A 13,252-nucleotide genomic window follows, 5' to 3' on the forward strand; every position below is an offset into this window, starting at 1 on the left:
TATAACATAATGAATCAACCGACAGGATGTTAAGCGCCTTATGGAATGACCCATTTAGGGGTGGGATTCCCCTTTACCTACTTGACTATCTATTTAATAGATCCTTTAATCCCAATTTAGATCTGTTTGTATTGATCTGATTAATTTCGCTTTCAGAGTAATTTTCTGGCTTAAAAGTAAGTGTTCCAAAAATATATTGCCCACCAGCTCTAAGTGATAATCTATCCGAAATTACAGCAAACATATAGGGGCTAAACGAAGAATCAATATGATATGCTCTGTGAAAATTTTCAGATACAAGTTGATTTAATTCTAATATGTTATTGTGTACTGTTACTAAACAGAGAGCCTCTTGAGCTTCATTTGACATATGGCTTGTTTTGGGCCATTTCCATTTTTTTAATAGTTTTATGGCTAGCTCCGAATTTATTTTATCGAAGTGATTAATTTTTTGATAAAGCCGTGTTATATCAGCTTTCTTTAAGTTAGGTACTGTTTGAATACTGTCACGATATATTTGATCTCGATAGTAAATTTCTTCAAGTGCCAGTTCAACCGAATCTAAAATTATAAGTTGAGTGAGACGATCTTTGATTTTTTCCACTTCAATAAGTAAGTGTCCTTCTTCTAATTTTGGAAGCCATTGATATTCGTCTTTGCCGGTAGATATCAACTGGGTAGCTAATGATGTGTTACTCTCTGCTTGTTCTTTACAACCATTTAATAATAAAACAATGATTAATACGGTGAAATATCGCATTTATATTTTACAGATAGCATTAAGACTAAAAACTATGGCGGAATCAAAACTTACCCTTTTTAACCTTCAGATTTTGCTTGTTGATAAATGTATCTATTTAATTTTCAGTTTTTAAGGATGTTTTTAGCTGGTGAGGCCAATCGAGTTACTTAGAATACAAGATAATTATTTATTCTTAAGATTTAAAACCTATACTCCTGCATTTACCTATTTACATTTGGTTACCTTGTTTTTGAGAGTTTCCCTCCATGAACGGATCAGGGCCCACTGTTACCTCATCTGCGAGCATATTTTTCTATAGCCCGGATTGGGAGGCAGTATTGGATTCTTGTATGGCGGATAAGGCTGCCAGGGCCTCTTCGCTAAAAGAACTGGCAGCATCGAAAATGCTCGATCGGAGAATAGAAGAATACTATGCCACCTTTGACAGGAGTTGTTTGGAACTGACGGAGGAGAGTTTGTCTTACACTTATATTCCCAAGGAATACCACTATACCCTTTACTATTACGATCAGGCCGGTAGCCTAGTTCAAACTGTGCCCCCGGCAGGAGTGCAGCCACTAAGTGGAGAGCAGGTTACATCGGTGAAAGGTGGTACAGCTATTCATCCCTATCACAGACTGGAAACCCGCTACCAATACAATAGCCGAAACCAATTGATTTGGCAGGACAGCCCGGATGGTGGAGTAAGCCGTTTCTGGTACAATAAGGCCGGGCAACTTCGATTGTCGCAAAATGCCAAACAGACTGTGAATGATCTGTACAGCTATACCAGATACGACAAGCAGGGCAGAGTGATAGAGACAGGGGAGATTTATTCGATAGAACCCACCGATACCTTGCAGGTGAATTTGGAAGATTTAACCTTTCCCGATTGTGGAACCTATGGCTGTGTAGATGTGACGCTCACGGTTTACGATCGGGCAGGTCTACCCAAAGATCCAACTTTTTCTCAGGAATACCTGCGCAGCCGGGTATCCTGGACAGCAATGGTGGAGAAAAACTCAACCGATACAATATTTACTTATTATAGCTATGATCCCCATGGCAATGTCAAAGCCCTGCTTCAGGATCTTCCCGGAGTAGGCCCAAAACGTACGGAGTATGTATATGATCTGGTTAGTGGCAACGTGAACCAGGTGCACTACCAAAAAGGTTATCCTGATCAATTGATTCACCGCTATCGATACGATGCTGACAACCGACTGGAAGAAGTGCAGACAAGCACAGATGGATTGGTATGGAATAGGGATGCAGCCTATTATTACTACCCACATGGACCGCTGGCCAGGGTAGAGTTGGGTGAGTACAATGTTCAGGGTATGGATTATTACTATACGCTACAGGGCTGGCTGAAAGGTATCAATATGCCAATGGAAGGAGATCCCGGGGGGGATGGAGTGGGTGGATTCCGTACAGGTACTGATGCCTTTTCCTTTGCGCTTGGGTATTACGAAGGGGATTACAAACCCATCAATCCGAGTGTAACCATTTCTGATTCACGAGACCAACTCTGGGATCATTATAAAGACACAAGGGATACAATCTCAGCAACTGGTCTGTACAATGGCAATATTTCCTGGATGAGTACTGACCTTCCCAGCTTGGGAGAGCCGGATCGTATGCAGGCTATGGTTTATGGGTACGATCAGCTGCACAGGATCGTTCAGGCCAGAAGCTTGAGTGGTTCACAAAGCACTGGTTTTGATTCGAGGTCGCCAGGTGCAAATAAATATGATGCGGATTATAGTTATGATCCAAACGAGGACTGAGCGTAAAAAATTTATACCTTAGTATGAATTTAGCGAAGGGCCAGGATGTGGGGGAGGTTAACTTTACAAAGAAGGGATGAGCAGACGGCCATTCAAGAGGACTTGACATACAGTTACTATGATGTAACCAATAAACTTAAAAATGTAGATGGATCAACCATAGAAAACTATACCTACGACGAAATCGGCAACCTGATTAGTGACAATGCAGAGGGCATAGACAGCATCACTTGGACTCCTTACGGGAAAGTGAGGGCAGTGTATAAGGACGACAACTCCGAAGTCCATTTCAGGTACGATGCCTCCGGAAACCGCATCGCGAAGATAACTGAAACGGATACGACCATTTATGCCCGGGACGCCTCTGGAAATGTCATGGCAGTCTATAGAAACGATACCTTAACTGAGCAATCCATTTATGGTAGTTCACGCCTAGGATTGGTTAATTATGCTTCAAAGACGGGTTACAGAAGCCTAGGTGGCAAAAAGTATGAACTATCCAACCACCTTGGAAATGTCCTAGCTGTAGTAATAGATAATATCCATCTAGACCAGGATTCCACCTGGGCAAGTGTGGTAAATATTACAGACTATTATCCGTTTGGATTGGCTATGGATGGCCGTACGGTTCAGGACAGTAGTTATAGGTATGGGTTCAACGGCAAGGAACTCGATGATGGCGGAGAATGGGGAAATCAAAGCCATTACGACTACGGTTTTAGGATCTATAATCCTAGGATAGGGAAGTTCCTAAGTGTTGACCCGTTGGCAGAGGATTTTCCATGGAATAGCCCGTATTCTTTTGCCGAGAATGATGTTATTCGAAATGTCGATTTAGATGGGCTTGAAAAAGTTGAAACAAGGTTCACTTTTACTACTGGAAAACCTAAAGTTCAACTGATTAACTCAGAAATAACAATTGTTAATGCCAATGCTCCTCGTGAGGAAATTTTTAAAATTCAATTAGCAAATAGAATCTATACAGCTAATAGCTACAAAACTCTTGAGGGCAGAGATAATGGAATAGATGAAATAGGTGATTTTTCTGGAATTTCAACTTTACAAAAAGAGGACCTCATTTCAGCTTTGGGATATGCTTCATATATAATAAATGACGTGTACAATGGAAATGTTGAGCAGGCTACAGCTTTACAATCAAATGCATTTAGGGGGTCTGGAAAAGAATTGGATTTTAAGAGTAAAATGTACGATCTAAGGCTAATAGGAAGAAATCAATTACTTGAGATAGATGGTGTAACCTATAATGCTAATGAAGCTGGGAATTATTTGTGGGGTTTGTCTTTAGAATATCACGCATCATTTATTTCTCCAAATGCAATCGCTGAAGCGGGAAGCCAAATCCAAGGGAGGTCAGATGAGCCTCATGAACAGAAAGCAATATCCGCAGGAAGAATCAAAGCTCTAAATCTACTAAAGGATAATAGTATAAAAGGTGCAGTATTGGAAAGACGAATAGAATATAGAGAAAATGCGAAGGATAAAAAATAGTGTTTTTAGGACTAGTGCAGTGATTTTTTTTGTCATTTTAATTGCCTCTTGTGCGGGAAAAAATGATGAAAAGGAGTATCTGCAACACTTTAAAGAGCGAAAGCAAGACTTTGAGGTAATCAAGGATTATTTAGTAAGCTATTATGGAAAGGATAGTGGGAATAAAGATTTAGGTAGAATGATATTTGTTAATCCGAATTTGCAAACGCCTACATTGAAAATAGAAATAGTAGAAGAAAATTTGACAAGACTTATGGAGCAAGTGCATGTTTCAAATATTCATATGGAAAAAGAAAATGAAAAGTGCGATTCTTTGATTTATTTTGACAAATTATATTTTGAATATTATCAAAAAGGTTACCCTTCAGTATATTTTATATATGATACATGTAAAGAAGAGGAAATTAACTATAGATCAGAGACAATAAGAAAAGTCTCTCTTTCTGACCAGTGGCAATTACTTATAGATTCAAATTTCCCTTAATCCTTAGATTTCCTTTTAAGTCAGCGTAAGTGCAACGGCATTTTGCAAGTGTTCTTTGATTGAAAAGCCGTGTAGGGAAAAATGTAAGCCGATGTAAAAACCGCACAGAGGTTTTTGAGTGTTGACCCTCTCGCATCTGATGCACCAGGTTGGACATCATACAGATTTGGCTTTAATAACCCAATACGGTATACTGACCCTGATGGTAGGTGGGAATGGGATGCAGTAGGGAATCTTGTTGCTGAAAAAGGCGACCAATCATATTCATTAGCGAAATTTTTAGGAACAAGTCAAAAAAATGCAATGACTATCCTAAACAGAGGTGGAGTTACTGCAAATGATAAAGGAATTTTGAACCTTAAAGAAGGACAGTCTTTTGCTAAAAATAATTTATGGGTAGGTTCTAAGTCTGGAAGTGGTGCTGTTGTAAATAATTCTAAAGAAGCAACAAGTCATTATTTTAACGGAAATGGTGCATCTGCAGATGTTGGAGATGCTTCTACAGTAGAACTATTAAGTTCAGATAAATTTCAAGCTAAACATAAAAAAATCACAAGCCAAAGTGTTGAGCCAGAAGGATTTTTCTCAGTTGACTTGAGAAGTGAAACTTTTCATATAGGTAGAACAAATGTAGATTATAAGGTGGACGGCAATGGAAATTCAAGTTCCGTAAATTATACATTATTTTCGAGAGATGGATTTTGGGACCCTGATTTTATTGATGAAAACACTTTAGGAAGGTTGGGTATAAAGAAATATCAACCAGATGGGAAAGGACCAAACTTAGAAAGGTTTGGAGGGACACCTTATGATTATAAAACAAGAGAAAGAACTTTCTTTTTCAAACCTGTTGAAGAACAAAAATAACTTGACAGATTATGAAAAAAACAGTAGTTCGATTATTACTTGGATTATCATTTATTGTATTTGTTTTTCTATCTCTAAAGTATGATAGCGAAAGATATGATTATGGATGGGATTGTGCTTTTTGCAGTAATATGCTTCCATACAACGTAAAGCCAAGATTTAATTTTGAATATCCGCAAAGCTTTGTTTTAATGGATGATGATGATTTTGAATTGATGGGTATTGGATTTAGATATAGGAATAGTGATTTTAAGATTAAAAATTTCTTAGGCTACGGCTATAATGACACTTCTATTGTTGCAAAAGTTACAGATAGCTTAAATAACATCAAGTATTTATCTTCTTACGAAACAGGAAATAAAAGTGATAATGGAAGCCCTGAAATCAGTTTTGAAGATATGTCAGAAACTAAATTTGAACAAGTAAAGGATAAGTACAGATGGACTGATTTAGTTGAGGGAAGTGCTAAAGAAATAACTATGAAAAGACTTTTATTCTTTACAGGAGCGATAATATCACTATTGCTTTTATTATGGCAGTTAATCAGAAAAAGAAAAGTCATTCAATGAGTGGCTTTTTTTATACATTCAATCCCTGGAGGGGAACCAAGTACCTCAATAAATTCGGGAAAGAGATTACCGGATGATCAATATGAAATTGCTGCCCCTTCCTCGCATGGTTTAAAATGGGTACAACCAGGAATAAGTAAGGGAGAAAATAATGGTTATGTCGGAGGAAGAGGTGTTAGAATCCATCCGGCTCCTTCTAAAAGGGAAATTACAGGAGCAATTCAGTGGACAGAAGGTTGTTATGTTGTATGTTCAGATTATTCATTTACCAATGGACAAATTTTTTATAAATCTAAGTTGAGTTTACAAACGTCCAAACAAATAAACAAAATGTTAGGAGCAACTAAGGATTATAATGCTGTTGGTACAAAGGCTAGACCAAGCTCTGATTTTGGCAATGGAATCGAATATAAACTAATTCAAAAAACAGGATTTTAAAAAGTTGACTTTTCAATATGAATGGCAGAAATCAAACTTTGGTTATTATTTTAATTGTAACTGTATTGTTATATTCTTGCTCTGAAGCAATTGAGGTAATTAGTTCTCATAATACTGATACCTTGAGTATTGGGTATTTGGATACTATTTTAATAGGGAAACAAATATTTCCATCGGAAACAGATTCTAATAACTTGTCAAAAATAATTGATGAGAAAATATTGTTATCTTTTGTAGCTGGTAATTATTACTATATTTTTTATAACAGAAAGAAGGGAGTTGAATTTTTATCTAGTACATATTGGAATCTATTTATTCCTAAATATATTAACTTTAAAAATAGTAATAGGCTTAAGAATAATCAATTTAATAAAGTAGAATACACTGAAGGTCCTTTTTTGACTGGGTTTTATAATTCAAAGGATTCGATTATCGTGTTGAGCCATGACTTAAAAAGTGACGATTTCCAAATTAAAAATGAGTTACGCGTAAGGTATTTTTCAACTACTGATAGCCTATTCAAATTAAATAAAAAATTTTCAAATAATTCCGACTTTAAAGAAGTAATGTCAGCATTGGAAATACCGTATGATGCAATCCTTTTTAACCAAAAGCGAATGTTTAAACTTGTTTTAATGGAAGCAACTACTTCGATTAACAATACTTGGTATAATCGTGTAGCTCCAGAATGCTGTTTGGATTATACAGTTGGAATTGTTTTAACTTTTGCTGATAACAAACTTTTTCAGATTCAATATCTAGATTACGAAAATATAGAAGATGCATTTAAACAAAATGATATCTCAACTAAGGATATTCATTATGAGTAAGGCTTAGCTATTGATTCGCAAATAGAATTAGGGAATATGAATAGAGCCTTTTGGAGGATATAGTCCTTATCCAGATCCCCAGATGGTTTACCTTATGTTATTGGCCTTTTGAATATTAATATGCTAAGGATTAGATGTCTTTTGTACACTTTCCCAGATCTTTTATTAATGTAGTGGATATCTACATTAAAAAATATTGCAGATTTCCCTAAATAAGTGATAATATGATAGATTACACCTATGATCCTAATGAGGACTGACAGTTAAGAAAATGTCCTGTGGAAATTTTTAGGTAGGGGCCAGGTTGCAGGGGGGCATTATGTGAGTATTTTTTTGTTAGTACTTTTAAGTAAGTTGCGGCAAACATTCTAATGAAAAACCTTAACTTTAAAGCGTAACAATAGGGATGAGCAGACGGCCATTCAAGAGGACTTGACATACAGTTACTATGATGTAACCAATAAACTTAAAAATGTAGATGGATCAACCATAGAAAACTATACCTACGACGAAATCGGCAACCTGATTTCTGATGCTGCAGAAGGCATAGACAGCATCACTTGGACTCCTTACGGGAAAGTGAAGGCAGTGTATAAGGACGACAACTCCGAAATCCATTTCAGGTACGATGCCTCCGGAAACCGCATCGCGAAGATCACCGAAACAGACACCACGGTTTATGCCCGGGACGCCTCTGGAAATGTCATGGCTGTCTATAAAAACGACACCTTGATAGAACAATCAGTCTATGGCAGTTCTCGACTAGGCTTGGTTAATTATGCATCCAAGACAGGCTACAGGTCATTAGGCGGTAAGAAGTATGAACTGTCCAATCACTTGGGGAACGTCCTGGCGGTGGTTTCGGATAATATTCATCTTGATCAGGACAGCACTTGGACCAGTGTAGTAAATGTTACGGATTACTATCCCTTTGGATTGGCCATGGATGGTCGTAGCGTGCAGGATAGTAGTTATAGGTATGGGTTTAATGGTATGGAAGGGGACGATGAGGTAAATGGCCCCGGCAGGAGCTATACAACAGAATTCAGGCAGTATGATCCCGTCGTAGGAAGGTGGTGGGGAGTGGATCCATTGGCAACCAATTTCCCTTGGCAAAGTCCTTACATTGGATTCGACGGCAACCCCATATTCTATTCTGACCCCTTTGGTGACTCAACCTTTGTCAATAGCAATAAAGACGGAACATATAATGTAACTGGGGGAAGCTTGATAGGAGATGACAGAGGGGTTTATGTACTCAATGCGAATAAAGAACGTGAACGCATTGGAGAAACATTGTTTACTGGTTCCTTCTATAACTATGATAAGAAAAGTTGGGTGGAAGGTGCCAGAATTGATCTCAATGATAAATCCCACCAAAAGTTCCTTGATAAGAACGAAAATTTAGAAGCTCTTGGATATTTGCTACCCAATCCCAATAATTATGACTACAAGGCAATTAGGGATGGAGAACGGAGCGAACAGGGAAATTCAATTTACAATTATCGAGGTGCTAGATTAGACAATGGGTTGATCGCCAGTGCCAGGGATGTCGGTAACATACAGGCGGGTAAATCTGCTGGGAACTCTGGGCTTTCCTGGCTAGTGACGAAACGTGCATTTGAGATGAGGCAAGGTATGAATGACTTTACTAATACAAATTACACTTGGGTAGAACGAATTGGAAGAGCTCTTAACGGAGTCCCAGAAACTAAAGGAACGGTGCAAGCGGAAAGATATGGCTGGGAAGTTGGCATTGGTAGATATCGAGAAATGGTTAATAGTTTGTCACCAAGTGAAAGATGGGGGAGGCCATATGAATAAGAGAAGAGTTTCAAAAGGGCTTATTGTTGCATCTTTAACTGTAATGTCCTTTGTCATTTTGCTTTTAAATTTTATAACATGGTTTAGTTTAACTAAAATGAAGGCTGTTATTCAATCACCTGTGAATGATAAAAACTTAACTATTTTTTTTTCTAGCAATGCCGAAGGTTCAATAGCAGTAATTGTACCAGGTATCTATAAGGATTATGAAATACCTGAAAATAATTACTTGATATTAAGTAATAGAGATCCCAGCAGGATAATTGTCGATTGGTGTTATAATAAGGATGGAATCATTTTCTATACCGATGAAAAGGTATTATTTAATTCATTAGATAAAGGTCTAGGATTTCAACACGAGTTATGGCAAGATGAATTTAGAAGCCAAAGTTCATGTTTTTGCGTGGAATCAATTGCATTTACTCTTGTGGATTTCCCCTTCAATAGATTATTCTTGAATTAATGAAGAAAACGGCAACAATTATAGTTTCGTATATTATTAGCTTAACTCTCATATATGCCACAAGTTTCGGATGGTATTACTTTATATCAAAGATGATTTTGATCTTTTTATGGTTTTTTATTTTTAAAAAAACATTTTCCCAAAAAAGCCATATATTGTATGTCTTACCGTTTATTTATTTAATTTACGATAGTCTTGAACGTATGTTATTTTTTAATACTTACTATGTTTACCGTCACGATGATATGGGTTATGTAACAATTTTTTCTTTTTCCCCTTTAATATTCCTCTTACTTATTGAGGTATCTAAATCAAATATCAGTATCAAAACGGCATTGCTCTTTTCTCTTTATTCATTTTCAATGCTTGGCCTTTACTGTTTGTTTTTTCCTTCACTAGTTTAATTTATTCTGTTTCTTCCATGACAATTGCGGTTTAATGACTTCAATATTTTGAATATGTAAAACAAGGTTCGAAATTAAGCTAGGAGGTCACTTTAAGGATGATTAGCTTAGGTGGATTCCGTACAGGAACTGATGCCTTTTCCTTTGCGCTCGGGTATTACCAAGGGGATTACAAACCCATCAATCCCAGTGTAACCATTTCCGATTCACGAGACGAACTATGGGATCATTATAAAGACACAAGGGATACAATCTCAGCAACTGGTTTGTACAATGGCAATATTTCCTGGATGAGTACTGACCTTCCCAGTTTGGGAGAGCCGGATCGTATGCAGGCGATGGTTTATGGGTACGATCAGCTCCACCGAATCGTTCAAGCCAGAAGCCTGACCAGCTCAGAAACTACCGGCTTTGTCCAAAGGAGTTACAATCCAGAGAACCCAAAAAAATACGATACGGATTATAGCTATGATCCTAATGGGAATTTATTAACTTTACAGAGAAGGGATGAGAGTACGTCTCTCCAAGATGATTTGACATACGAATACTACGACTTCAGCAATAAACTGAAGAATGTGGATGGTACGGAGACTGAAAATTACACCTATGATGAGATCGGCAACCTGATTAGTGACAATGCCGAAGGTATAGATAGTATTGCTTGGACGCCATATGGTAAGGTGAGGGCCGTTTACAAAAACGATACTTCCGAAGTACATTTTAGGTATGATGCCGCAGGAAACAGGATTGCCAAGATCACTGAAAGTGATACGACCATTTATGTTCGTGATGCAAGCGGTAACGTAATGGGTGTCTATAAGAATGACACTTTAGCGGAGCAATCCATTTATGGTAGTTCACGCCTAGGATTGGTTAATTACGCATCAAAGACGGGTTACAGATCATTAGGTGGCAAGAAGTATGAACTATCCAATCACCTGGGTAATGTCCTAGCTGTTGTAAGTGATAATATCCACCTAGATCAGGACAGTACTTGGACATCCCTGATTAATACGACGGACTTTTATCCGTTTGGCTTGGCTATGGGTGGTCGTAGCGAGCAGGATAGTAGTTACCGATATGGGTTCCAAGGACAGGAAAAAATAGATGAGATTTATGGAGCGGGAAATTACGTTGATTATACGTTTAGAGGATACAATCCAAGGTTAGGACGCTTTTTTGCGGTAGACCCACTTGCTGCGAAATATCCATATTATTCAAGTTACCAATTTAGTGGTAATAGAGTTATTGATATGATAGAGCTTGAAGGCTTGGAACCTACTGAATCTGGTTCTTATGGTGGACAAGGAGCCATAGCTCCGCAAAGGGATAAATGTGGAGATGATTGCGAAGGAACAGACGATTATAGATGGACTTGGAATAATAATACTTGGAGCTCTACAAGTGCGGGAGTTACTCAAAATGAATTAAGTACGTTGTTTCCTAAAAGTGATAAAGGATTACTTAAATCAGTAGAAACTACTCTTAATTTAGAAGGGTCGAGTTTTGGAATAAGTTCTCAAACTGAGTTAAATGGGTTTTTAGCCCAAACAGGAATTGAAACGCAAGGCTTTACAAAGTTGATAGAAAACCTAAATTATAGTTTATCAGGTCTTAGAGGGAATTTTAAACGATTAAGTAGCTATTCTGATGAATATTTGAATACTGTCAGAAAAGATGGTGATAAGCTTGCTGTTCTTTTATATGGGGGGGGCAGGAAATGGGTTAGACTACAGAGGTAGAGGCTTGATTCATACAACTTGGGAGAGCAACTATAAAACTTTAAGCAATAGGTATAATAGTAGATACGGAACAAGCTACGATTTTACGAAAACGCCAGCGTTATTGGCTACTGACCATCAAATAGCTGTTAGAAGTGGATTAATTTTCTTTAAAGTAAATGGTTTGTTTGGTTTAGATAGCTACAATATTGATGCTGTTAGTAGAAAGGTTAACTTTTATGATAAGCAATCTTTTCCAAGGCGAAAATCGTTGTTTGAAAAAGTTAATAGAACTATTAAATAATTAGGTATGAGGGATATTCTTTTAATAGTTTTTTCAATGATTTTAAGTGCCTTTGCTTGTAGTACCTTAAATACAGGTAGTCAAGGTAAGTCTGAAAAGATAAAGAAACTCATTACTGGCAGATGGGTTTTGTCAACTGATGAAAGATTTATTGTAGAAATAAGAAACGATACAATGGCTTATTATTATGATGGAGAGCTTGAGTATAAAAATCCTTTTGTTCTTTCTATTAAAGACTCTATCTCGTATTATGAGAAGAAAGGAAATGTCTTCAATTTTATGAAAGATGGTAAGTTGTCATCCAAAGTTGAAATCAAGGAGTTTGATACATTAGATAAAGATACTGTTGTTAATACGGTTGTATATTTAGATGAAAAAGGAATGGACTTAATCGCAAGAAATCGTAGTATAAGTTTTAGTAAACTAAAATAGATTTAAAGCCTCAATTCGGTGGGGCTTTTTTATTTACTGATGTTCTCTTGAAAGAAGGTCTTAAACTTCTTTTTGGTAAGCATGGTATCAGTCATTTTAAAGATCACCTCTTTATCTTCTTCGTCCAGTTCGGCAATCAGCCTTAATTGCTCCTGACTTCATCAATTATCAATTATTAAACTAATAACGTTTGATCCCAGCGTCTGAGGATGTTTTTTGGTGGTGTCTTGGGTGTCCCGTTTTTTTTATTTGTAGCTTTACTTCATGTTTGTGAGAGCTAAAACGAATCGATCTGGCAGTGTATCAGTTCAGGTTATAGAAAAAAATCTAGGAGTTTATAAGGTTGTAAAAACAATCGGAAGTTCTTCTGATGAGTTTGAGATCAAAAAACTTAAAAAATTAGCCGATGAATTTATTATGAGTTTCCATGGGCAGCAAATGCTTTCTTTTGGCCAAAAAGACGATGATGCTTTTTATCTGGAAATACCGGTGATGTTGACCCCTCCAACGGTGATATTGTCCCCCTTGGATTTTGGTAACTAAAAAAGGCTAGTGAGATAAACTAATATTATTTTCCTAAGACACTCACCTTTGGTTTCAATTCTTCAAGAGGTATGCACCAATCTATCCAAAATCACATCAACATTAGTGGCTTCCCCTATAATATCAAACCAACTTCCAACTGGTAATTGAATGACTATTAAGGTAGCTGTTCTGGTATGCCTATCTTCTATTATTTCCATCAGATCCATTTGGTGTTGTTTTTTCAGGTGGGTCAACCCAAAATAGTCTAGGATAAGCAAATTGGTTTTTATTGAACAATATATACCTGAATAACCTTACATTTCTATATACGCATACCTACGTATTCACCT

At 37.1% G+C, this 13,252-nt stretch carries 14 protein-coding genes; 12 read left to right on the top strand and 2 right to left on the bottom strand.

Features of this window, described 5'->3' with window-relative positions; genetic code table 11:
- Window positions 1-85: 85 nt before the first annotated feature.
- Entirely contained in the window at window positions 86-760 is a 675-nt protein-coding gene (locus AC0L7T_RS13020; RefSeq protein WP_473338467.1) for a hypothetical protein, read from the bottom strand.
- A 248-nt stretch (window positions 761-1,008) separates the two neighbouring features.
- On the opposite strand from AC0L7T_RS13020, the gene AC0L7T_RS13025 reads away from it, so the two are divergent.
- The 12 genes from AC0L7T_RS13025 to AC0L7T_RS13080 all read left to right on the top strand — a co-directional run bounded on the left by AC0L7T_RS13025 (window position 1,009) and on the right by AC0L7T_RS13080 (window position 12,920).
- Window positions 1,009-2,532, top strand: coding sequence for a hypothetical protein (locus AC0L7T_RS13025; protein WP_473343090.1), 1,524 nt, complete (start codon window positions 1,009-1,011; stop codon window positions 2,530-2,532).
- A 45-nt stretch (window positions 2,533-2,577) separates the two neighbouring features.
- Complete coding sequence (locus AC0L7T_RS13030) at window positions 2,578-4,041, top strand: RHS repeat domain-containing protein (protein WP_473343092.1); 1,464 nt, start codon at window positions 2,578-2,580, stop codon at window positions 4,039-4,041.
- The gene (locus AC0L7T_RS13035) at window positions 4,022-4,525 is read left to right on the top strand and encodes a hypothetical protein (protein ID WP_473343093.1); all 504 of its coding nucleotides are present in this window, start codon (window positions 4,022-4,024) and stop codon (window positions 4,523-4,525) included. The genes AC0L7T_RS13030 and AC0L7T_RS13035 overlap by 20 nt, the downstream gene beginning before the upstream one ends.
- A gap of 114 nt (window positions 4,526-4,639) precedes the next feature.
- On the top strand, window positions 4,640-5,392 hold the full coding sequence (locus AC0L7T_RS13040) for a hypothetical protein (RefSeq protein WP_473343094.1): 753 nt from the start codon (window positions 4,640-4,642) through the stop codon (window positions 5,390-5,392).
- A gap of 11 nt (window positions 5,393-5,403) precedes the next feature.
- Complete coding sequence (locus AC0L7T_RS13045) at window positions 5,404-5,961, top strand: hypothetical protein (protein WP_473343095.1); 558 nt, start codon at window positions 5,404-5,406, stop codon at window positions 5,959-5,961.
- Window positions 5,962-6,399, top strand: a complete 438-nt coding sequence (locus AC0L7T_RS13050; RefSeq protein ID WP_473343097.1) for a hypothetical protein — start codon at window positions 5,962-5,964, stop codon at window positions 6,397-6,399. It abuts the gene before it with no gap.
- 17 nt (window positions 6,400-6,416) lie between these two features.
- Window positions 6,417-7,229: a hypothetical protein gene (locus AC0L7T_RS13055; protein WP_473343098.1), complete on the top strand. Its 813-nt coding sequence runs from the start codon at window positions 6,417-6,419 to the stop codon at window positions 7,227-7,229.
- 432 nt (window positions 7,230-7,661) lie between these two features.
- Window positions 7,662-9,053: an RHS repeat domain-containing protein gene (locus tag AC0L7T_RS13060; RefSeq protein ID WP_473343099.1), complete on the top strand. Its 1,392-nt coding sequence runs from the start codon at window positions 7,662-7,664 to the stop codon at window positions 9,051-9,053.
- A complete protein-coding gene (locus tag AC0L7T_RS13065; protein WP_473343100.1) occupies window positions 9,046-9,516 on the top strand; it encodes a hypothetical protein in 471 nt (156 codons plus the stop codon). The genes AC0L7T_RS13060 and AC0L7T_RS13065 overlap by 8 nt, the downstream gene beginning before the upstream one ends.
- Window positions 9,517-10,018: 502 nt before the next feature.
- Window positions 10,019-11,662, top strand: a complete 1,644-nt coding sequence (locus tag AC0L7T_RS13070; protein ID WP_473343101.1) for an RHS repeat domain-containing protein — start codon at window positions 10,019-10,021, stop codon at window positions 11,660-11,662.
- A gap of 289 nt (window positions 11,663-11,951) precedes the next feature.
- Complete coding sequence (locus AC0L7T_RS13075) at window positions 11,952-12,377, top strand: hypothetical protein (protein WP_473343102.1); 426 nt, start codon at window positions 11,952-11,954, stop codon at window positions 12,375-12,377.
- Window positions 12,378-12,647: 270 nt separating this feature from the next.
- The gene (locus AC0L7T_RS13080) at window positions 12,648-12,920 is read left to right on the top strand and encodes a hypothetical protein (RefSeq protein WP_473343414.1); all 273 of its coding nucleotides are present in this window, start codon (window positions 12,648-12,650) and stop codon (window positions 12,918-12,920) included.
- Between the two features lie 62 nt (window positions 12,921-12,982).
- Here AC0L7T_RS13080 and AC0L7T_RS13085 read toward each other — a convergent pair whose 3' ends face one another.
- On the bottom strand, window positions 12,983-13,180 hold the full coding sequence (locus tag AC0L7T_RS13085) for an ATP-binding protein (RefSeq protein WP_473343103.1): 198 nt from the start codon (window positions 13,178-13,180) through the stop codon (window positions 12,983-12,985).
- Between the last annotated feature and the right edge of the window lie 72 nt (window positions 13,181-13,252).

This window comes from Cyclobacterium sp. 10D3-21, assembly GCF_055809755.1.

Excerpts from the sequence above, each read along its gene's own strand:
- AC0L7T_RS13020 (WP_473338467.1), bottom strand. The coding sequence starts at position 760 with ATGCGATATTTCACCGTATTAATCATTGTTTTATTATTAAATGGTTGT.
- AC0L7T_RS13025 (WP_473343090.1), top strand. The coding sequence starts at position 1,009 with ATGAACGGATCAGGGCCCACTGTTACCTCATCTGCGAGCATATTTTTC.
- AC0L7T_RS13030 (WP_473343092.1), top strand. The coding sequence starts at position 2,578 with ATGTGGGGGAGGTTAACTTTACAAAGAAGGGATGAGCAGACGGCCATT.
- AC0L7T_RS13035 (WP_473343093.1), top strand. The coding sequence starts at position 4,022 with ATGCGAAGGATAAAAAATAGTGTTTTTAGGACTAGTGCAGTGATTTTT.
- AC0L7T_RS13045 (WP_473343095.1), top strand. The coding sequence starts at position 5,404 with ATGAAAAAAACAGTAGTTCGATTATTACTTGGATTATCATTTATTGTA.
- AC0L7T_RS13055 (WP_473343098.1), top strand. The coding sequence starts at position 6,417 with ATGAATGGCAGAAATCAAACTTTGGTTATTATTTTAATTGTAACTGTA.
- AC0L7T_RS13065 (WP_473343100.1), top strand. The coding sequence starts at position 9,046 with ATGAATAAGAGAAGAGTTTCAAAAGGGCTTATTGTTGCATCTTTAACT.
- AC0L7T_RS13070 (WP_473343101.1), top strand. The coding sequence starts at position 10,019 with ATGATTAGCTTAGGTGGATTCCGTACAGGAACTGATGCCTTTTCCTTT.
- AC0L7T_RS13075 (WP_473343102.1), top strand. The coding sequence starts at position 11,952 with ATGAGGGATATTCTTTTAATAGTTTTTTCAATGATTTTAAGTGCCTTT.